Here is an 18,753-nt window from a genome sequence, read left to right as displayed (position 1 = left end):
CACCTTCCCCAACTGCGACCTCAGCCGCCGTGTCCGCGGTGCTGCTCACGCACGAGGTCCTCGATGGACGCTCGCAGCGCGAGGAACTCCGGCGTTCGCTTGACCGAGAGATCGCGATCGGACGGCAGGTCGATCGCGACATCGGCGTGCACCCGGCCAGGGTCGCACGCCAGTACGACAACTCTGCCGCCGAGGAAGACCGCTTCCTCCACGTCGTGGGTCACCATCAGCACCGTGGTGCCGGTGTCGGCCCACACCTGCCTGATCAGGACCTGCATGTCCTCTTTGGTCTGCACGTCGAGCGCGCCGAACGGCTCGTCGAGCAGCAGCACCTCCGGCTCGCACGCCAGCGCCCTGGCGATCGCGACCCGCTGCCGCTGCCCGCCGGAAAGCTCGCGGGGCAACGACTTCCGGAACGCCGAAAGCCCGGTCTCCGCCAGGTACCAGTCGACGCGCCGAGCCCGCTCCGCGCTGTCGACCGGCAGCAGCTCGAGTCCATAAGCGACATTGCGCTCGACGGTCCGCCACGGGAACAGCGCGCCGTCCTGGAAGACGAGCCCGCGGTCGGGGCCTGGCCCGGCGACCGGCTCGCCGTCGAGGGTGATCCGGCCTTCCGAAGGCATGGTCAAGCCCGCGACCAGCGACAACAGCGTCGACTTCCCCGAGCCGCTCGCGCCGACGACACAGAGGAAGTCGCCGCGCGAGACGGTCAGGTCGATCCCGTCGAGCGCACGCGCGCCGCGGTCGTAGTCCTTCGCGACCCCGCTCAGCTCCAGCACCCCGGTCATGCCGCCCACCGGCCGAGCTTGGTACGGACCAGTCGCAGTGCGACGTCGATGAGCAGGCCGAGCAGCCCGATCAGCAGCAGCACCGCGAAGATCTTGTCGGTCTGCAGGAACCGCTGCGCGCGGGTGATCCGGTAGCCGAGGCCCGCCGTCGCGTTGACCAGCTCGGCCACCACCACGAAGTTCCACGCGGCGGCCATGTTGACCCTGATCGCGTCCAGCATCCCGGGCAGCGAGTGCGGGATGATCACCTTGCGGAGCACCTCGCCGCGGCGCGCGCCCAGCGTGTAGGAGACGTTGATCAGGTTGCGCGGCACGCCGCGCACGACGTCGGCGGTCATCAGCGTGTTGAAGAAGACCGTGCCGAGCACCAGCACGGCGACCTTGGACTCCTCGCCGATGCCGAGCCAGATGATCAGCAGCGGGATGAACGAGCTGGCGGGCATGTAGCGCAGGAACCCGACCAGCGGTTCGAGCAGCGCCTGGCCCGCGCTGAAGGTGCCCATCACGATGCCGAGCGGCACCGAGATCAGCACCGCCAGCCCGAAGCCGAGCAGGATCCGCTGCACGGTGGCCCAGAGGTCGCCGAACAGCTCGCCGGTCGACGCCATCTGCGCACCGGCCTTGAGCACCGCGGGCGGTGACGGCAGGAACGTCGGCGAGACGGCGCCCGTCGCGCTCAACGTCCACCAGATCGCCAGCGGCAGCGCCACGGAGAGGACGGTCAGTGTCCACTTGGCACGCGCGGAGATCGGCGTGCGGATGGTGAGCAGCGCGGCCTTCGGCGCGGGCCTGGCCCGCCGCGGCAGCGGCGCCCAGTCCGCGCGCTCGGGCAGCGCCGCCTTCGCCGCGTGCTCCTCGGCGAGGCGCTGCTCGTCCTCGATGCGGTGGGCTTCGAGCTCGTCCGCCTCGGTGCCCGCCGCCGTCCGGCTGGCCGAGCCGGTCAGTTCGGTCACGGCACCGCCTTGATGAAGGTGTCGTCGAACAGGTTGTCGACCTGCGGCCTGGCGGCGGTCAGGCCGACGCTGACCATGAAGTCGGCGATCTTGCCTGCCTGGAAGTTCAGGTGCTGCGGGGTGACGCCGGGGGTGAACGCGTCGATGTTCTGCTGCTTGGTGAAGATCGAGGTGCCGGAGTCGTAGCTGCGGTACTCGGCCACGCTGACGCCACCGCGCTTGGCCATGATGTCGATGGCCGCGTCCTTGTTGTCCTTGATCCAGGCGAGCGTCTCGAACCAGGTGTTCACGATCGCCTGCACCTCTTTGGGGTGCTCCTTGGTGACCTTCTCGCCGAGCACCAGGTGGTCGGGGATGGCGCCGGGGAACTCGGCCGAGGTCGCGATGGCCTTGCTGTTGGTCCGCTCGAGCGCCTTCGAGGTGAACGGCGCGAACGCGGCGACGGCGTCGACCTGCCCGCTCAGGAACGCGGCGGCGGCCTGGTCGGTGACCATCGGGACGAGCGTGATGTCCTTTTCGGTCAGTTTCGCCTGCTGCAGCGCCAGCAGCAGCAGGTAGTGGTCGACGGCGCCCTGTTCGACGGCGACCTTCTTGCCCTTGAGGTCGGCGACGCTGGTGATGCCCTCGCGCGCGATGACCTTGTCGTTGCCGGTCGAGTTGTCGTTCACCAGCACAATGGACAGTTTCGCGCCGCCGCTGACCGAGGCCACCGTGTCGCCGAGTGTCTGGCTGTTGCCGTCGATCGCGCCGGTCGACAGCGCGTTGATGCTGTCGGTGTAGCTGTCGAAGTACTTGAGATCGACGTTCACGCCGTTCTTCTGGAACAGCCCCTTCTCCTGAGCGACCTGCCAGGGGAACCAGCCGGGCCAGGCGGAGAACCCTAGGGTGATCTTGGCGCCACCGGCGGCGGTGTCACTCGAGCAGGCGGTCAGGGCGGCGGCACCGGACAGCGTGAGGGCGCACAACAGGGCCGTCAGCCGTCGGGAACGGGAAATCACAGCGAAACTCCTGGGGAAGGGGAGTAGGGGGAGTTCCACAGGCAGTGAAAATCCCCCACTCTCCGTGAAGAAATCGTCACCCCTTGGTTCTCGGGCGAGAGCCTATCGAGTTACGCAAGATCTCCATAGAGCAAGTGTCAGCTCTTGTGCAAGATCACTTACGAACGGTAGGTAGCGGAAGCAGGGTCGGTTCACTCTGTTGGCACTGGTCGTGACAGGTCGAGTCCAATGTGCAACACAGCGAGCAGATGGCCCCGCCCTGCTTCGAGCAGTCCGCGATATCGGGCAATTCGTAAGCGTCGCCGCACGCCGAGCAGTCGTGGGTCGCCCGCTGGTCGGTGTCCACACCGGGCCCGCTGACCGTGTTCGGCCTGGCCAGGTAGTACCTGCCCTTGGTGAGCACGGCCAGCGCCGGCACCAGCACGATCGCGATCACCAGCGCGAGCAGCGGGCTGAACGCGGCGAGCGGCTGGCCGAACGCGCCGAAGTAGGCCGTGATCGACACCGCCGACGCGACGAGCATCGAACCGAAGCCGACGGGATTGATCTTGTGCAGATAAGCGCGCTTGAACTCGATGTACTTCGGCGAGAGCCCGAGCGGTTTCGCGATGACGAGATCGGCGCAGACGGCACCGATCCATGCAATCGCGACATTGGAGTAGAAGCCGAGGATCTTGTTCAGGAAGGCGAACGCGCCGAACTCCATCAGCGCCAGCGCGATGCCGCAGTTGACCAGGACGTACCAAACCCGGCCGGGATGGCGGTGCAGCACTCGGGAAAAGAAGTTGGCGAACGAGAGCGAGCCCGAATAGGCGTTCGTCGTGTTGATCTTGATCTGTGAGACGACCACGAACAGCGCGGCGAAGGTCAGCGCGACCGGCCCGAGCGCGGGCTTGACGGCTTCGAGGTACGGCGCGATCGGTTCCAGCGCGTGCGTCTCGCCGACCACGCCGAGCGCGAGGAAGGCCAGCAAAGCGCCGCCGATCTGCTTGAGCGCGCCGAGAATGACCCAGCCGGGTCCGGCGGCGAGCACCGCGGCCCACCACGATCGCTTGTTTTCGGCGGTCTTCTCCGGCATGAAGCGGAGATAGTCGGCCTGTTCACCGATCTGGCCGATCAAGGAAAGCGCGATCCCCATGCCGAAGCCGAAACCGATCGCGGAAAAACCGGATCCGGCGCCCTGGGTCCCGCCGAAACTCGCGAATTCCGCGAACTTGCCCGGCTCGCGGATCGCGACGACGACGAACGGCAGGACGAGCCCCGCGATCCACAACGGCTGGGTCCAGGTCTGCATTTTGGCGACCGCGCCCATCCCGTAAAGCGCGAAAGGCAAAACGATCAAGGTGGCGAGCAGATAGCCGACCGGGAGCGGGATACCGAGTGCGAGCTGGAAAGCCTGGCCCATGATCGAGCCTTCGAGCGAGAAGAAAATGACGGTGAAGCTCGCGTACACGAGCGACGTGAGCGTCGACCCGAAATAGCCGAATCCGGCGCCGCGGGTCAGCAGGTCCATGTCGACGCCGTATTTCGCGCACGCGGACGCGATGGGCACGCCGGTCACGAAGATGATCACGGCCGCCGCGAGGATGGCGAGCACGCCGGAGGTGAAGCCATAGGACAGCACGATGCTCGCGCCGATCGCGAAGTCGGCGAGGTAGGCGATACCGCCGAGCGCGGTCGTCGCCACCACGAACGGGGACCATTTGCGGAAGGAGTGGGCCGCGAACCGGAGCGAGTAGTCCTCGCGGTTCTCGTTGGCGGCCAGCGCGGCGTAGCGCCGCTTCGGCTTCGGAGGGGCTTCTTCGAGCATTTCCGTCACGACGTGGCCTCCTGCTGCTGGTGGGGGGCCTCGACGCTAGGTCGGCTCTTTGTCGATTAAGCCGCATCGGGTAACCGACTTGTTACGAGTTGCTGTCCTGCGGTTACGGGCTGATGGCGGCGCGGGGTGGCAGGAGTCACCGTTAGGTGGGTTTCCCCGGCGGCTTCCAGGCAATACCGTCAGCAGACAGCCGAAGTCATCGAGGCCCTACAGGGCACGCGCGGAGGGTTGGCCATGATGCCGGAGACCGAGATCACGGACGTAGCGATGCGACTGCCCGGAATGCGGGTGGCGTACGAAGGGGACGCGTTCACCGAGGCCTCACTGGCGCCGACCTGGACCGAGCAGCTGCAGTCCTGGCTGAACCAGGCGATCGCGGCAGGCGTGCCCGAGGCCAACGCCATGGTGCTCGCCACCTCCGACGGCGAGGGCAGGCCGTCCTCCCGCTCGGTGCTCCTGAAGGGCCTGGACGAGCGCGGCGTCGTCTTCTACACGAACTACACCTCGGCGAAGAGCCACGACCTGACCGTCACCCGGTACGCGTCGGCGACCTTCCCCTGGTACCCGCTGCACCGCCAGGTCCACGTGCGCGGCGAGGTCGAGAAGGTCGACATCAAGGAAGGCGCCGAGTACTGGGCCTCGCGCCCGCGCGGCTCGCAGCTCGGGGCCTGGGCCTCGCCGCAGTCGCGGGTGGTCGACGGCCGCCGCGCGCTCGACAACGCGCTGAACTCCATCCAGCGCCGCTTCGCCGACACCGACGAGATCCCGTTCCCGCCGCACTGGGGCGGGTGGCGCATCCGTCCCGACACGGTCGAGTTCTGGCAGGGCCGTGAGGACCGCATGCACGACCGCCTCACCTACGTCCGCGCCGACGACGGCTGGCGGATCGAGCGCGTCGCGCCGTGATCCGTGCGCGCTAAATCACTCGATCTTGAATAGTTAGCACGGCTAAGCTCATGTGTTGTGAGCGTTAAGGCGGGGACCGCACGCAGACTGCTCGGGTCGATCATGGTCGACCGGCGGCCGCTGAAGATCCCCGCCTATCGCCGTCTCTGGATGTCGACGGCCGTCACGGCCATCGGCAGCCAGCTGACGGCCGTCGCCGTGCCGAAGCAGATCTTCGACATCACCGGCTCGTCCGGGTTCGTCGGGCTGACCGGCGCGGTCGCGCTCGTGCCGCTGCTGGTGTTCGGGCTGTGGGGCGGCGCGATCGCCGACACGGTCGACCGGCGCAAACTGCTGCTCGTGACCAACGTCGGCATCGCGCTGACGTCGGCCGTGCTGTGGCTGCAGGCGTTCATCGGCCTGCGCTCGGTCTGGCTGGTGCTCGCGCTGCTGGCCGTCAACCAGGCGTTCTTCGCGATCAACATGCCGACGCGCAGCGCGGTCGTCGCCAGGCTGGTGCCGGAGCATCTGATCGCGCCAGCGGTCGCGCTCGGCTCCACCATGTCGACCTTCGGCATGGTGTTCGGGCCGCTGCTGGCCGGCGCGGTGCTGCCGCTGCTCGGACTGTCCACTTTGTACCTGGTCGACGTGGCCGCGTTGTCGCTCACGTTGATCGCGGTCTGGAAACTGCCGTCGCTGCCGCCGCTCAACGGACCGTCGCGACGCGCGGGCTTGCGCGACGTGATCGACGGTTTCCGTTACCTGGCAACGCAAAAGGTCCTGTTGGCTTCTTTTCTCGTCGACATCGTCGCGATGGTGTTCGGCATGCCGCGCGCGTTGTTCCCGGAAATGGCCGAACGGACCTTCGGCGACCCGCCGGGCGGCGGGCCCGCGCTGGGCTGGCTCTACGCGGCGATCCCGGTCGGCTCGATGCTCGTCGGGTTGTTCTCCGGCTGGCTGACGCGGGTGCGGCGCCAGGGTGTCGCGGTCGTGGTGGCCATCTGCGCATGGGGCGCGGCCGTGGCGGCGTTCGGGCTGAGCTCTTCGCTGTGGCTCGCGGTGATCTTCATCGCGCTGGCTGGCGGGGCCGACATGGTCTCGGCCATCTACCGGATGTCGATCCTGCAGGTCGCCACGACCGATGAGATGCGCGGACGGCTGCAAGGCGTGTTCACGGTCGTTGTCGCAGGTGGACCGCGTATCGCGGACCTCACGCACGGCTGGGCGGCCGCCGGTGTCGGCACCGCCGCCGCGGCGACCGGCGGCGGTCTGCTGGTGATCGTCATCGTGCTCATCGCGATGGCCCTGCTGCCCGCGTTCTTCCGCTACCGCGCGCCCGCCGAGCCGGAATCCGCCTAGAGTGGCGGTATGCGTTCCTGGCGAATTGTCCTGATTTCCGCTCTTGCCTTGGTGACGGTCGGCTGCTCGTCCGCCGAGAAGCCCGCCGCCGCCCCGAAGCCGTCGCCGACCAAGGCGGTCACGCTGAAGGAACCGTGCGCGGTCCTCGCGGGCGACGCGGTCGGCAAGGCCATCGAACGCCAGTCGGTCACCGGCGCGCCCGGCCCAGACCAGAACACCGCCGCCAACGGCGGCAAGGCCAAGACCTGCGTCTACTCGGCCGAGGGCAAGCAGGTCGGCGCGCTGGCCGTCACCCGCTACGACGGCAACAAGGTCAAGCCGGACGCGATGATCGCGAGCATCAAGGAGAAGAAGCCCGGCTCCCGCGACGTCCCCGGCATCGCCGAGGGCGCGCTCTACTACGTCGAGGAAGCCAAGACCGCGACCCTGGTCGCCGCGAAGGTCGTCGGTGGCGTGCCGATCCTGGTCAGCTACAGCGGCCCGGCCAAGATGACGCCCGAGCAGATGACGCCCCTCGTCAAGCAGGCCATCGACGCCGAGTCGTGAGTGTTCCGGCCGGTTCTAACCGGCCGTAGCACTCACGACACTCGCGTTGCCTGGTTCGGCGGGGAACAAGGGCGCCTTTTGTCACGCTAGAGGTGACAAGGGCCGCCCTTGTCACCTCTAGCCCGGCGGCGCGCCCGATCCCGCGAGCGCAACCCCCGCGTAGGGGTCGTGAGTGTTGCGGCCGGTTAGAACCGGTCTAAACACTCACGAGGCCGTGAAGGCCGCGAACTCGGCGTGGTCGTGGGCGCTGAACACCCGCACCTCGTCGCCGTGATGGCGCACGAGTTCCCGCAGCCTGCGTTCGTTGGCCAGCCTGGGTTTCTTCTGCGTCTGCACCAGCTTCTGGAACCCCTCCAGCGCGCCAGGACAGTGCCGCGCCACCGGATCCACCTGACCGTGGTGGAAGTACGCGTCGCCCGCGTGCAGGAGCCAGCCCGAGCCGGTGTCGACGGCGACGCCCACGTGGCCCAGGGTGTGGCCGCCCAGCGGGATCAGCAGGATCTCCGGCGGCAGGCCCTTGAGTTCGCGCACGGCCTCGAAGCCGAACCAGCTTTCGCCGTCGGTGCGGTACGTGCTCCACTTCGGCCCGTGCTCGAACTGGATCGAGCGGTACCGGTAGCGCTCGCGGAGGTTGGCGGGCGCCGTCGCCGCGCGGTGCTCCTCGGCGTGGACGTGCACGGTGGCGTGCGGGAAGTCCGCGAGGCCGCCCGCGTGGTCGCAGTCGAGGTGCGTGGTCACGATGTGGCGGACGTCCTCGACCGCGTAGCCGAGCGCGGCCACCTGTGCGGCGGCGGTCTCCGAACGCTCAAGCCGCGCGCCGACGACCTTGGTCAGCGCGGTGCCGAGCCACTTGCCCGGCTCTTCGAGCGCACGGCTGCCGAAGCCGCTGTCGATCAGCACGAGGCCGTCGGCCGCCTCGACCAGCAGGCAGTGCGCCACCATCTCGGGCAACCGGCCGCCGAGCGGGCGCATCGTCCCGCAGTTGAGATGGTGGACCTTCATACGGTGCTCCTCTCACGCAGCCGGTGGAACTCGGCGGCGTTGTGGGCGGAGAAGACGGTCACTTCGCCGCTGTGGTCACGGACAAGGTCGCGCAAGCGTCGCTGGTTGTCCAGTCTGGCCTGCTTTTCGGTCTGTACCAAGCCTTCGAACAACGCGAGCAGCGGCGGGCAGTGCGGGTCGACGGGGTCGATCTCGCCGGGGTGGAAGTAGGAGTCACCCGCGTGGAGCAGCCAGCCGTCACCGGTGCCGACCGCGACGCCCGCGTGCCCGCGCGTGTGGCCGGCGAGCGGGATCAGCAGGATGTCCGGCGCGATCTCCCGCACGGCGTCGAAGCCGAACCACGGGTCGCCGAGCGCGGCGTGCGGTGTCCACTTCGGACTGTGGGTGAACTGGACCGCCCGGTACCGCCCGATCTCGTCCTTGCGCGGCCGCTCGAACGCGCGGAGCTCTTCGGCGTAGACGTGGACATTGGCCTCGGGGAAGTCGACGAGCCCGCCCGCGTGGTCCAGGTCGAGGTGGGTGAGCACGATGTCCCGCACGTCACGCGGGTCGTACCCGAGCTTCTTGATCTGGGTGACGGCGGCGTCCTGGTCGAGGATCGGCCCGCTGGTGCGGATGAACCGGCGGCCGAGCCATTCCTCGCCTCGGCTCGCGATCGGCGAGCCCATGCCGGTCTCGACGAGCGTGAGCCCGTTCCCGGTTTCCACGAGCAGGCAGTGGCAGACCATTTCGGCCCGCCCGAACAGTGAGGACCGGCCGTCGACGAGCTTGCCGCCGAGCGGCCGCATGGTCCCGCAGTCGAGATGGTGTACCCGCATCAGGGCAGCTCCCTTTCGATGGTGGCGCGCAGGTGTTCCCTGACCGCGCGCAGTGGGGCGACGTCGTGCCTGGTCCGCGCGAGCAGCAGCGCGCCTTCGACGGAGGTGAGCACGATGACGGCCAGCTCGTCGGCCTTCTCGGCCGAAAAGCCTTGTGAGACAAAGTATTGGGACAAACCGTCGAGCCAGGACGCGTAACCGTCGGCGCAGGCTTCCCTGACCGGCTCGCTCGACGCGTCCAGCGCGACCGTCGCGAGTGGACACCCGCGCTGGAAGTCCGACGCGAGCTGGACCTCGATCAGCCCGTCGATGACCGCGCAGACCGCGGCGGCCGCGTCCGGCGCGGTCTCGACGATGCGCGTGATCATCTCGCGGAAGGTGCCGCCGGACAGCCGGAGCGCCTCGGCGGCCAGCTGCTCCTTGCCGCCGGGGAAATGGAAGTAGAGCGACCCCTTGGGCGCACCGCCCGCCGCGACGAGCTGGTTGAGGCCGGTGGCGTGGTAGCCCTGGGTGTGGAAGAGCTCGGCGGCGGTTTCGAGCATGCGCTGCCGGGTGTCGGTGCGGCGGACCATGTCACGACCGTAGCTCAAACTATGACGACCGGTCTAGTAATTCTTGAAACGGTAAGTTGACGCCCATGGCGAACCCCACCGGACAGCAGTTCGAGATCACCCGCGGCAACGCGCGCGCCGTCGTCACCGAGATCGGCGCCGGGCTGCGCCTGTTCGAGGTCGGTGGAGTGCCCTATGTCGAGGAGTTCGCCGCCGACGAGAAACCGCCCAAAGGCGCAGGTCAGGTGCTGCTGCCCTGGCCGAACCGCACCAAGGGCGGCCAGTGGGTTTATCAAGGCGAGAAGCAGCAGCTGGAGATCACCGAGGAAGCACGCGGCAACGCGATCCACGGCCTCACCCGCCACAAGGAGTGGGAGCTGCTCGAGCACGCCGAATCGTCGATCACGCTGTGCGTCGACATCGACGGCGAGCCCGGCTGGCCGGTGCCGCTGCGTGCCGTCACCACTTACGAGATCGCGCCGCGCGAGCTGACCATCACCCACGAGATCCGCAACGAGGGCGACTCGCCGATCGGCGTCGGCCTCGGCACGCACCCGTACTTCCGCATCGGCGACGCGCCGACCGACGAGCTCACCCTGACGCTGCCCGCCACCCGCGTCCGGCCGTACCTGGGTGACGAGCAGATGCCGTACGACACCGAACGCGACGTCGAGGGGACCGAGTACGACTTCCGCGGCGGCCAGGTGCTCGCCGGCGTCGACCTCGACACCGCGTTCGGCGGGCTCACCGCGGGCGAGGACGGCCGCCACCACCACACGCTCACCCACGGCGAGACCACGCTCGACGTGTGGGCCGGTCCCGACTTCAAGTGGGTCCAGGTGTTCACCCCGGCCGAGCTCGTCGGGCGGGGCCGCGGCATCGCGATCGAGCCGATGACCTGCCCGGCCGACGCGCTCAACACCGGCACCGACCTGATCGAGCTGGAGCCGGGAACCTCCTGGTCAGGCAGCTGGGGCATCCGGCTCGGCTGAATTCGGGCGACAGCGGGAGACGCCCGGTTTAGCCTCGAATGATGGAACCGGTGAGGCTCGGCCCGCAGGACGCGGGCGAGATTCTTACGCTGCAGCGTGCGGCGTATGTGACTGAAGCGCGGGCACATCGGACGTTCGACCTGCCACCTCTCGTGGAGACTCTGGCGGAGACCAGGGAAGCGCTGGGCGACCCGTTGTGTCTCGCCTGGGGCTACCGCGAAGAGGCGCGGCTGGTCGCGAGCGTGCGTGTCCGTGTGGTCGGGAACGTGGGCGAGGTGGGCCGTCTGGTCGTCGCCCCCGACCGGCAAGGGAACGGCTACGGCAGTTCGCTGCTGCTGGCCGCCGAGGCGAGGCTACCGCGCGGGGTGACGGTCTTCCGGCTGTTCACCGGCGAGTACAGCCAAGGACCGTTACGGCTCTACAAACGCTTGGGCTATCACGAAACCCATCGTTCGCCGGAGTTCGACTATCAGCTCGTGCATTTCGAGAAGGAGATCGCCTGACCGGGCGCACTAGTACCTGATCAGGTCCGCGGCGAGGGCCGCCGCGGCCATGGATTCGAGCGGGAGGTGTGCCAAGGCAGGCCCGCCCGACCAGAACCGCGACGTGCTCTTCGTTTCGGTGAGCGTGCCTGTCAACCCGTTGTCCGGCAAGTAGACCTCGATGGTGACCGAGATCGGGGTCTCGATGATCACCATCTTCTTTTCGCTGACGTCGGCGGTCTGGCAAGGCTGCGGCCGCGTGCATTCGGGGTCACCCTGGCCCATCGAGCCGTGGCGGACCTCGATCATCCCGTGCCGGTCCCCGTCGGTGATCAGCGCCGCGGCGTGGTCGATGTCGCTGATGCGCGCGGAGGCGCTGTCGGTGGTCTGGACGCCGCGTTCGTGCAGCGCGCCGAGCAGGTCGGCGGCGAGTTCACCCGAACCGCGGGTCTCCTGTTCGGCGGGCGTGAGGCGGCTGAAGGTGCTCGACGTGCAGCCGGACACCGCGAGCACGGCCATCAGCGCCGCCAACGATTTCTTCCCCATGCCCCTAAGACGCGTCGGCGGTGCCCGCGTTGTGCTGATCTCGGTTAGCGTGTCTCACCATGGCTGAAGCGATTGTGGGGGGCTACGTGGTCCCCGTCGACGGCGACCCGATCGACGGCGGCACGGTGCTCATCGAAGACGGCAAGATCATCGCGGTCGGCACCGCGTCGGACGTGGACATCCCGGACGACGCCGAGCTCATCGACGTGGCGGGCTGCTGGGTGCTGCCGGGGTTCATCGACGCGCACGCGCATCTCGGCGTGCACGAGGAAGGCGAGGGCTGGTCCGGCAACGACACCAACGAGATGACCGACCCGATCGGCGCCCGGTTCCGCGCGCTCGACGGCATCGACCCGTACGAGGTCGGGTTCGACGACGCGCTCGCGGGCGGGATCACCAGCGTCGTCATCAAGCCAGGGTCGGGCAACCCGGTCGGCGGCCAGACGATCGGCGTGAAGACCTGGGGCCGCAGCATGTTCGACGTGGTCTTCGCGGAGCACGTCAGCGTCAAGAGCGCGCTCGGCGAGAACCCGAAGCGCGTCTACGGCGACAAGAACCAGACCCCGTCGACCCGCCTCGGCGTCGCCGCGGTGATCCGCGAGGCCTTCACCAAGGCCCGCAACTACGCCGCCCAGCGCGAGCACGCCCGCTCGGAGGGCAAGCCGTTCGACGTCGACCTCACCCACGAGACCCTCGCGAAGGTGCTCGACGGCGAGCTGTACTGGGACCAGCACGTCCACCGCGCGGACGACATGGTCACCGCGATCCGGCTGGCCGAGGAGTTCGGCTACAAACTGGTGATCAACCATGGCACCGAAGGACATCTGATCGCGGACCTGCTCGCCGAGCGCGGCGTCCCGGTGATCCTCGGCCCGCTGTTCACCACGCGCGCGAAGGTCGAACTGCGCAACCGCAACATGCGCTCGGCGGGCATCCTCGCGCGCGCGGGCGTGAAGCTGGCGATCACCACCGATCACCCGGTGGTGCCGATCAACTTCCTGGTGTACCAAGCGGCTTTGGCGGTCAAGGACGGTCTCGACCCGGAGACGGCGCTGCGCTCGATCACCATCAACCCGGCGGAAATGCTCGGCCTGGACGATCGGGTGGGCGCCTTGAAGCCGGGCCTGGACGCGGACATCGCGATCTGGTCGGGCGACCCGCTGGACGTGATGAACCGCGCTATGCGGGTGTTCGTGCGTGGCCGTGAGGTCTACACCTTCAGCGAGGCCAAGGGCGAAGGCGTGGTGGCCGAGCGCCGCTACCGCGAGTCCTGACGAGTCGTGAGTGTTGCGGCCGGTTAGAACCGGCCGCGTCACTCACGACCTCAGGCTGTCCAGATCGATCGTCAGCGGGAACGGCTCGGTCGTGGTGAATGTGCCGGTTGCCGCTGGGGAATCCTGGTGGCCGAGTTCCCCGGCCTGGTGACACGCGACCAGCGAGATCGGGTCGGCGATGTCCACGATCCAATAGAACGGAATGCCCGCGTCCGCGTACTCGCCATGCTTGGTCACGTAGTCGGTGCGCTTCGAGCCGGGTGACACGATTTCCACGATGATGACCACGTCGCCTGCCTTGAGCATGCTGTCCTCATCGTCGGCCGTGGCGACCGCTTTCCGGTCAATGACAATGAGGTCTGGGCGCCTGGAAAACCCAGGTTCCTGCGAGGGGGCGAGTTCGAGGTCGACATCTACGTCTTGAATGGCCATGAGGTGCGGTGGTAGCTGCGGCAGCAGCTGCACATACAGGCTTCCCAGTGCGATGTTGTGTCTCGGCCGGGGGCTCGGCGACATCAAAAGGCGACCTTCCACAAGCTCCGAGAAGCCGGAATCGGTTTCGCCGAGCGCCGAGTATTCCTCGATCGTCAGCAGGTGATCCGGCACGGTCAGCCACGGATGCTGCGGCGGTTCGGGAAGGGCCGTCACTACGTCTCCTCACGTCACCGGCATTCTCGCATGATCCGAAGCGCTTGCAGACCATCCTACCTGAGGCCTAGGCCACTTGGTGTCAGGTAGGTCGTGAGTGTTGCGGCCGGTGTTACCCCAATGTCGGCCGCTGGGGGCGGTTGAACGTTGTGAACGGGGCGTTCACAACGCTGAGCGACGCATACGCTCCGCTCATTACGTCCACCGGCCTTCGCGAAACCCGAGTTTGGGCCATCGGATGGCCCAAACTCGGGTTTCGCGTGCTTAGGCGGCGAGGGACAACGCAAGCCAAGCCTTAACTGCCCGGCATTGGGTTCTAACTGGCCGCAACGCTCACGAGCCTTGGATCAGCAGGGGGGCAGGACGTTGGTCTCGTCGTAGATGTACTGATCGCGCACGAAGCCGCGGGCGCCGTTGTCCGCGGTGGTGAAGTCCCAGCGGTTCGGGTGCGGTGCGCCGCCGCCGTTGGGGTCGCCCTCGTAGCGGCAGGAGAACCAGTTGTACTCGCCGTAGAGGTAGCCGACGACCTTGCCTGCCCACTCGACGGGGATGTTGGGCCGGTTGTAGCACCAGAAGTGCCCGTTACCCCACGAGCACGGCGGCGCCTCGACGCTCGCGGACGCGGCGGGCGCGCCGGCCAGCATGATCGACCCCGCGACGCCGAGCGCGCCGGCGGCGGCGATGATCCTGTTCTTCACGAGTTTCCTCCCAGTGGTCGCATGGCGGCGAAAGTCACCGCCTGCCAGGGAGTTTCTAGTCGCGAGATGTTGTCCGGTGTCGCTCGGCGGGCACCGGACGTCAATGTCCGGACAAGTGAACAATGGTCAGGAGTTCTTGAGCTCCCGTGCGATGACCAGGCGCTGGATCTGGTTCGTGCCCTCGAAAATCTGCGGCACCTTCGCCTCGCGCATGTAGCGCTCGACCGGGAAGTCCTTGGTGTAGCCAGCGCCGCCGAGCACCTGGACCGCGTCCGTGGTCACCTTCATCGCGCCGTCGGTCGCGACCAGTTTCGCGATCGAGGCCTGGCGCTGGAACGGCATGCCGCGATCACGCCTGCGCGCCGCGTCCAAATACATCGCGCGCGAGGATTCGACCGTCGCGGCCATATCGGCGAGCAGGAATTCCAGGCCCTGGAATTCGATGATCGGCCTGCCGAACTGGGTGCGGCCCTTGGCGTACTCGACGGCTTCGTCCAGCGCCGCCTGCGCGAGCCCGACCGCGCACGCCGCGATGCCCAGCCTGCCCGAGCTGAGCGAGGACAAAGCGAGCTTCAGTCCGTCACCTTCGTTGCCAATAAGTCGGTTCGACGCCACGCGCGCGTCCTCGAAGCGGAGCTGCGCGGTGGTCGACGCGGTGAGACCCATCTTCTGCTCGGGCTCTGCGGCGGACAGGCCCGGCGTCTTGCCGTCGACCAGCAGGCAGGAGATGCCGCGGCCGCCGTTGTCGCTGGTCCTGACCATGGTCGTGTAGAAATCGGCCTGGCCGGCGTGCGTGATCCAGGCCTTGGTGCCGTTGACCACGTAGTCCGAGCCCTCGAGGACGGCCTTGGTCGACAGCGCGGCCGCGTCGGAGCCCGCGTGCATCTCCGAGAGCGCGTACGCGCCGAGCAGGTCACCGTCGAGCATCTGGGGGAGCCAGCGGTCGCGCTGCTCGTCCGTGCCGTGGTGGGCGAGCGCGTAGCAGGACATCGTGTGCACCGAGAGGCCGACGCCGACGGACATCCACGCGGCCGCGATCTCCTCGAGAACCTGCAGGTAGACCTCGTAGGAGACCTCGCCGCCACCCCAGTCCGCGGAGTACGGGAGCCCCAGCAGGCCCGACTTGCCGAGCAGCCGGAACTGCTCGCGGGGGAACCGCTCGGCCTTCTCGAACTCGGACGCGACCGGCGCCAGCTCGGCCCGCGCGATGTCCGCGGCCAGCGCGACGAGGTCCTGCGCTTCGGTCGTGGGGAGCAGACGTTCGGCGGGCATGGCTTCCTCCGGGGAGCGGTACTGAAAACAGTACTGTGGGCCCGTTCAGAGTACAGTAAGGTTCTGGGCCGCGTAAGGGATAGTGATCCGATGGCACGACAGCCGACAGCCCGGCAGCGGGCACTTCTGAGTGAGCTCGAGGACCTGTTCCTCGCCGAGGGGTTCGCCCAGTTCACCCTAGACGACCTCGCGGGCAAGCTCCGCTGCTCGAAGTCGACCCTCTACGCGCTCGCGCCGTCCAAGGAGCAGCTCGCGGTGAAGGTCGTCGCCCACTTTTTCAAGGGCGCCGCCGAGCAGATCGAAGCCAGGATCGCGCCGCTGGAAGACGCCCGCGAAATCATCGGCGAGTACTTCGCCGGTGTTTCGGAATACCTGAAACGGGCCTCGGCCGCGTTCATGGCGGACATCGCGGAATTCCCGCCCGCGCGCGCGACCTATGAAATGAACAGCCGGGCGGCCGCGGGACGGATCAGGGCGTTCATCGCCAAGGGTGTCCAGGACGGCGTGTTCCGTGATGTCCACGCGCGGCTCGTCGCCGAGATGGCCGGGTTGATCATCGAGGGCATCCAGGCCGGTCTCATCGGCCAGCGGACCGGTGTCTCGGACGCGGAAGCGTTCACAGCGCTGTCGGAACTCTTGCTAGACGGACTAACATCGCGGCCGTGATTGTCGTAGGTGGAGAGGCGCTGGTCGACCTCGTTCCCGGTGAACCGTTGGATTCCACTGTGGACGGAGGGCTGCGCGCGCTGCTGCCCCGGCTCGGCGGTGGTCCATACAACGTCGCGCTGGCCGCGGCCAGGCTCGGCGCGCCGTCGGCCTTTTTGAGCCGGGTGTCCGATGACAGGTTCGGACAAGCGCTGCTCAAGCGGCTGCACGAGTCCGGTGTGGACACCGCGCTGGTGCAGCGCGGCGCCGAGCCGACGACGCTCGCCGTGGTGGCGCTGGACGAAAAGGGCTCCGCGCACTACACCTTCTACACCGAGGGCACCGCCGACCGGCTGGTCGCCGACCCCGGCCCGCTCGAAGACGCCACCATGCTGTGCCTCGGCACCCTCGGCATGGTCCTGGAGCCCGGCGCGAGCGTGTACGAGACGATGCTGCGCCGCGAGTCGGCCCGCGGCGTGCTGACCGCGCTCGACCCGAACATCCGGGCCGCGCTGATCGGCGACGCGGACGCCTACCGCGCGCGGTTCGCGGCCTGGCTGCCGTACGTCCGGCTGCTCAAGCTGTCCGATGACGACGCCGAGTGGCTCGCGGGCGGCAAGGACGCGGTCGAGGCCGCCAAGGAGTGGGTCGCGGCCGGGGTGGACGCGGTCGTGCTGACCCGCGGCGCCGACGGGCTGGCCGTGATCACCGCCGAGGGTGAGCTGGCCGAGGTTCCCGCCGAGCGGGTCGCGGTGGTCGACACGATCGGGGCAGGTGACACAGTCCAAGGGGCGTTGCTCACATATCTGCACGAGCGCGGAATCCGCGATCTGACGAAAATGGACGCGGAAATGTGGCGTGCGGCACTCGCTTTCGCGGCGAAAGCGGCGTCGATCACGGTTTCCCGCAGTGGCGCGGAACCGCCGACGGCCGAAGAAATGGTGTCAGCTGTGTGAACCTTGTCCCAAAGCGCCTGTTCTGGCCAACCCACCCGCTGCGCGCTGACCCCTTCCTCGACTAGCGTGGAGGGATACATCAGACAATCGTGAGAGGGACTTGCATGTCCGACGCGACGACTGCGGGGCAGTCCGGCGGCGAGACCGTCGCGCTAAGGCTGCCGAGCGGCGAACACGAGCTCAAGGTGGTCCACCCGGTCGAGGGCGCGCCCGGGATCGAGCTGGGCAAGTTGCTGGCGTCGACCGGGTACATCACCCTGGACCCCGGCTTCGTCAACACCGGTGCGGCGTCTTCGGCGATCACGTACATCGACGGCGACGCGGGCATCCTCCGCTACCGCGGGTACCCGATCGAGCAGCTGGCGCAGAAGTCGACCTTCATCGAGGTTTCGTACCTGCTGATCTACGGCGAGCTGCCGACCCAGGCGCAGCTGACGGAGTTCACCGAGAAGATCCAGCGGCACACCCTGCTGCACGAGGACCTTAAGGCCTTCTTCGGCGGCTTCCCGCGCGACGCGCACCCGATGCCGGTGCTCTCGAGCGCGGTCTCGGCGCTGTCGACCTTCTACCAGGACTCGCTGAACCCGTTCGACGAACCCAACGTCGAGCTGTCGACCATCCGCCTGCTGGCGAAGGTCCCGACGCTGGCCGCGTACGCCTACAAGAAGTCGATCGGCCAGCCGTTCCTCTACCCGGACAACTCGCTCGGCCTGGTCGAGAACTTCCTGCGGATGACCTTCGGGCTGCCCGCCGAGCCCTACGACGTCGACCCCGAGGTCGCCAAGGCGCTCGACCTGCTGTTCATCCTGCACGCCGACCACGAGCAGAACTGCTCCACCTCGACCGTGCGCCTGGTCGGCTCGTCCGAGGCGAACTTGTTCGCCAGCGTCTCGGCTGGCATCAACGCGCTGTTCGGCCCGCTCCACGGTGGCGCCAACTCGGCCGTGCTCGACATGCTCGAGGGCATCAAGGCCGACGGCGGTGACGTCGAGCAGTTCGTCAACCGCGTGAAGAACAAGGAAAAAGGCGTGAAGCTGATGGGCTTCGGGCACCGGGTCTACAAGAACTACGACCCGCGCGCGAAGATCATCAAGAACACCGCCGACGAGATTCTGTCGAAGCTCAAGGGCGGCGACCAGCTGCTCGACATCGCCAAGAAGCTCGAAGAGAAGGCGCTGTCGGACGACTACTTCGTCGAGCGGAAGCTGTACCCGAACGTCGACTTCTACACCGGCCTGATCTACCGGGCGCTCGGCTTCCCGACGAAGTACTTCACGGTGCTGTTCGCGCTGGGCCGTCTCCCCGGCTGGATCGCGCACTGGCGCGAGATGATCAACGACCCGGCGAACAAGATCGGCCGCCCTCGCCAGATCTACACCGGCGAGAAGGCTCGGGACTACACCGGCATTTCGGAGCGCTAGCAGGATAAAGCGGGCTTTACTCCGTGAGCGCGAAGCGCGATGCGGAGTAAAGCCCGCTTTATCCCGGTGTGTGGTTAAGCGGGCTTTATCCCGCCCGGGT

The 18,753-nt window shown here is 67.8% G+C and carries 20 protein-coding genes; 9 read left to right on the top strand and 11 right to left on the bottom strand.

The window, feature by feature from the left end:
- Window positions 1-20: 20 nt before the first annotated feature.
- From BLV57_RS07990 to BLV57_RS07975, 4 genes are all read right to left on the bottom strand, one after another.
- Window positions 21-788 (bottom strand): ABC transporter ATP-binding protein, encoded by a 768-nt coding sequence (locus tag BLV57_RS07990; protein WP_091288013.1) that lies wholly within the window; start codon window positions 786-788, stop codon window positions 21-23.
- The gene (locus BLV57_RS07985; protein WP_245757217.1) at window positions 785-1,741 is read right to left on the bottom strand and encodes an ABC transporter permease; all 957 of its coding nucleotides are present in this window, start codon (window positions 1,739-1,741) and stop codon (window positions 785-787) included. The genes BLV57_RS07990 and BLV57_RS07985 overlap by 4 nt, the downstream gene beginning before the upstream one ends.
- The gene (locus BLV57_RS07980) at window positions 1,738-2,739 is read right to left on the bottom strand and encodes an ABC transporter substrate-binding protein (protein WP_091288012.1); all 1,002 of its coding nucleotides are present in this window, start codon (window positions 2,737-2,739) and stop codon (window positions 1,738-1,740) included. The genes BLV57_RS07985 and BLV57_RS07980 overlap by 4 nt, the downstream gene beginning before the upstream one ends.
- 154 nt (window positions 2,740-2,893) lie before the next feature.
- On the bottom strand, window positions 2,894-4,549 hold the full coding sequence (locus BLV57_RS07975) for a purine-cytosine permease family protein (protein WP_245757298.1): 1,656 nt from the start codon (window positions 4,547-4,549) through the stop codon (window positions 2,894-2,896).
- Between the two features lie 243 nt (window positions 4,550-4,792).
- Between BLV57_RS07975 and pdxH the strand changes: the two genes are divergently transcribed.
- The 3 genes from pdxH to BLV57_RS07960 all read left to right on the top strand — a co-directional run bounded on the left by pdxH (window position 4,793) and on the right by BLV57_RS07960 (window position 7,348).
- Window positions 4,793-5,464: a pyridoxamine 5'-phosphate oxidase gene (pdxH, locus tag BLV57_RS07970; protein ID WP_091288010.1), complete on the top strand. Its 672-nt coding sequence runs from the start codon at window positions 4,793-4,795 to the stop codon at window positions 5,462-5,464.
- Between the two features lie 102 nt (window positions 5,465-5,566).
- Complete coding sequence (locus BLV57_RS07965; RefSeq protein WP_091288009.1) at window positions 5,567-6,802, top strand: MFS transporter; 1,236 nt, start codon at window positions 5,567-5,569, stop codon at window positions 6,800-6,802.
- 9 nt (window positions 6,803-6,811) lie between these two features.
- Window positions 6,812-7,348 carry a DUF3558 domain-containing protein gene (locus tag BLV57_RS07960; protein ID WP_091288008.1) on the top strand — a complete coding sequence of 179 codons (537 nt, stop codon included), beginning with the start codon at window positions 6,812-6,814 and terminating at the stop codon, window positions 7,346-7,348.
- Window positions 7,349-7,552: 204 nt separating this feature from the next.
- On the opposite strand, the gene BLV57_RS07955 is transcribed toward BLV57_RS07960, so the two are convergent.
- From BLV57_RS07955 to BLV57_RS07945, 3 genes are read right to left on the bottom strand one after another with little or no spacing between them, the layout of a single operon-like run.
- Window positions 7,553-8,350 (bottom strand): MBL fold metallo-hydrolase, encoded by a 798-nt coding sequence (locus BLV57_RS07955; RefSeq protein WP_091288007.1) that lies wholly within the window; start codon window positions 8,348-8,350, stop codon window positions 7,553-7,555.
- Complete coding sequence (locus tag BLV57_RS07950) at window positions 8,347-9,168, bottom strand: MBL fold metallo-hydrolase (RefSeq protein WP_091288006.1); 822 nt, start codon at window positions 9,166-9,168, stop codon at window positions 8,347-8,349. The genes BLV57_RS07955 and BLV57_RS07950 overlap by 4 nt, the downstream gene beginning before the upstream one ends.
- Window positions 9,168-9,740, bottom strand: coding sequence for a TetR/AcrR family transcriptional regulator (locus BLV57_RS07945; RefSeq protein ID WP_091288005.1), 573 nt, complete (start codon window positions 9,738-9,740; stop codon window positions 9,168-9,170). Before BLV57_RS07945 ends, BLV57_RS07950 begins: the two co-directional genes overlap by 1 nt.
- 65 nt (window positions 9,741-9,805) lie before the next feature.
- Between BLV57_RS07945 and BLV57_RS07940 the strand changes: the two genes are divergently transcribed.
- Together BLV57_RS07940 and BLV57_RS07935 are read left to right on the top strand one after the other, a co-directional pair.
- Window positions 9,806-10,711 carry an aldose 1-epimerase family protein gene (locus BLV57_RS07940; protein ID WP_091288004.1) on the top strand — a complete coding sequence of 302 codons (906 nt, stop codon included), beginning with the start codon at window positions 9,806-9,808 and terminating at the stop codon, window positions 10,709-10,711.
- Between the two features lie 38 nt (window positions 10,712-10,749).
- Complete coding sequence (locus BLV57_RS07935) at window positions 10,750-11,214, top strand: GNAT family N-acetyltransferase (RefSeq protein WP_091288003.1); 465 nt, start codon at window positions 10,750-10,752, stop codon at window positions 11,212-11,214.
- A 9-nt stretch (window positions 11,215-11,223) separates the two neighbouring features.
- Here BLV57_RS07935 and BLV57_RS07930 read toward each other — a convergent pair whose 3' ends face one another.
- A complete protein-coding gene (locus BLV57_RS07930) occupies window positions 11,224-11,739 on the bottom strand; it encodes a hypothetical protein (RefSeq protein ID WP_091288002.1) in 516 nt (171 codons plus the stop codon).
- 59 nt (window positions 11,740-11,798) lie between these two features.
- Here BLV57_RS07930 and BLV57_RS07925 point away from each other — a divergent pair, with 59 nt between their 5' ends.
- The gene (locus BLV57_RS07925) at window positions 11,799-13,013 is read left to right on the top strand and encodes an amidohydrolase (RefSeq protein WP_091288001.1); all 1,215 of its coding nucleotides are present in this window, start codon (window positions 11,799-11,801) and stop codon (window positions 13,011-13,013) included.
- Window positions 13,014-13,055: 42 nt separating this feature from the next.
- Here BLV57_RS07925 and BLV57_RS07920 read toward each other — a convergent pair whose 3' ends face one another.
- The 3 genes from BLV57_RS07920 to BLV57_RS07910 form a co-directional block, all read right to left on the bottom strand.
- On the bottom strand, window positions 13,056-13,661 hold the full coding sequence (locus tag BLV57_RS07920) for a Uma2 family endonuclease (protein ID WP_091288000.1): 606 nt from the start codon (window positions 13,659-13,661) through the stop codon (window positions 13,056-13,058).
- Window positions 13,662-14,008: 347 nt separating this feature from the next.
- Window positions 14,009-14,359 (bottom strand): hypothetical protein, encoded by a 351-nt coding sequence (locus tag BLV57_RS07915; RefSeq protein WP_091287999.1) that lies wholly within the window; start codon window positions 14,357-14,359, stop codon window positions 14,009-14,011.
- A 126-nt stretch (window positions 14,360-14,485) separates the two neighbouring features.
- Complete coding sequence (locus tag BLV57_RS07910) at window positions 14,486-15,631, bottom strand: acyl-CoA dehydrogenase family protein (RefSeq protein WP_091287998.1); 1,146 nt, start codon at window positions 15,629-15,631, stop codon at window positions 14,486-14,488.
- 90 nt (window positions 15,632-15,721) lie between these two features.
- Between BLV57_RS07910 and BLV57_RS07905 the strand changes: the two genes are divergently transcribed.
- From BLV57_RS07905 to BLV57_RS07895, 3 genes are all read left to right on the top strand, one after another.
- Window positions 15,722-16,297 carry a TetR/AcrR family transcriptional regulator gene (locus tag BLV57_RS07905; protein ID WP_091287997.1) on the top strand — a complete coding sequence of 192 codons (576 nt, stop codon included), beginning with the start codon at window positions 15,722-15,724 and terminating at the stop codon, window positions 16,295-16,297.
- Complete coding sequence (locus tag BLV57_RS07900; protein ID WP_091287996.1) at window positions 16,294-17,232, top strand: carbohydrate kinase family protein; 939 nt, start codon at window positions 16,294-16,296, stop codon at window positions 17,230-17,232. The genes BLV57_RS07905 and BLV57_RS07900 overlap by 4 nt, the downstream gene beginning before the upstream one ends.
- Window positions 17,233-17,336: 104 nt before the next feature.
- Entirely contained in the window at window positions 17,337-18,653 is a 1,317-nt protein-coding gene (locus BLV57_RS07895) for a citrate synthase (protein WP_091287995.1), read from the top strand.
- The last annotated feature ends 100 nt before the right edge of the window (window positions 18,654-18,753 follow it).

This window comes from Amycolatopsis xylanica, from assembly GCF_900107045.1.
Taxonomy (GTDB): domain Bacteria; phylum Actinomycetota; class Actinomycetes; order Mycobacteriales; family Pseudonocardiaceae; genus Amycolatopsis; species Amycolatopsis xylanica.
The sequence above is the reverse complement of the archived record's forward strand: the minus strand, read 5'-3'. Positions and strand labels throughout refer to the sequence as shown.

Excerpts from the sequence above, each read along its gene's own strand:
- BLV57_RS07935 (WP_091288003.1), top strand. The coding sequence starts at position 10,750 with ATGATGGAACCGGTGAGGCTCGGCCCGCAGGACGCGGGCGAGATTCTT.
- BLV57_RS07950 (WP_091288006.1), bottom strand. The coding sequence starts at position 9,168 with ATGCGGGTACACCATCTCGACTGCGGGACCATGCGGCCGCTCGGCGGC.
- BLV57_RS07925 (WP_091288001.1), top strand. The coding sequence starts at position 11,799 with ATGGCTGAAGCGATTGTGGGGGGCTACGTGGTCCCCGTCGACGGCGAC.
- BLV57_RS07930 (WP_091288002.1), bottom strand. The coding sequence starts at position 11,739 with ATGGGGAAGAAATCGTTGGCGGCGCTGATGGCCGTGCTCGCGGTGTCC.
- BLV57_RS07940 (WP_091288004.1), top strand. The coding sequence starts at position 9,806 with ATGGCGAACCCCACCGGACAGCAGTTCGAGATCACCCGCGGCAACGCG.
- pdxH (WP_091288010.1), top strand. The coding sequence starts at position 4,793 with ATGATGCCGGAGACCGAGATCACGGACGTAGCGATGCGACTGCCCGGA.
- BLV57_RS07965 (WP_091288009.1), top strand. The coding sequence starts at position 5,567 with ATGGTCGACCGGCGGCCGCTGAAGATCCCCGCCTATCGCCGTCTCTGG.
- BLV57_RS07895 (WP_091287995.1), top strand. The coding sequence starts at position 17,337 with ATGTCCGACGCGACGACTGCGGGGCAGTCCGGCGGCGAGACCGTCGCG.
- BLV57_RS07910 (WP_091287998.1), bottom strand. The coding sequence starts at position 15,631 with ATGCCCGCCGAACGTCTGCTCCCCACGACCGAAGCGCAGGACCTCGTC.
- BLV57_RS07990 (WP_091288013.1), bottom strand. The coding sequence starts at position 788 with ATGACCGGGGTGCTGGAGCTGAGCGGGGTCGCGAAGGACTACGACCGC.
- BLV57_RS07905 (WP_091287997.1), top strand. The coding sequence starts at position 15,722 with ATGGCACGACAGCCGACAGCCCGGCAGCGGGCACTTCTGAGTGAGCTC.
- BLV57_RS07945 (WP_091288005.1), bottom strand. The coding sequence starts at position 9,740 with ATGGTCCGCCGCACCGACACCCGGCAGCGCATGCTCGAAACCGCCGCC.
- BLV57_RS07960 (WP_091288008.1), top strand. The coding sequence starts at position 6,812 with ATGCGTTCCTGGCGAATTGTCCTGATTTCCGCTCTTGCCTTGGTGACG.
- BLV57_RS07975 (WP_245757298.1), bottom strand. The coding sequence starts at position 4,549 with ATGCTCGAAGAAGCCCCTCCGAAGCCGAAGCGGCGCTACGCCGCGCTG.
- BLV57_RS07955 (WP_091288007.1), bottom strand. The coding sequence starts at position 8,350 with ATGAAGGTCCACCATCTCAACTGCGGGACGATGCGCCCGCTCGGCGGC.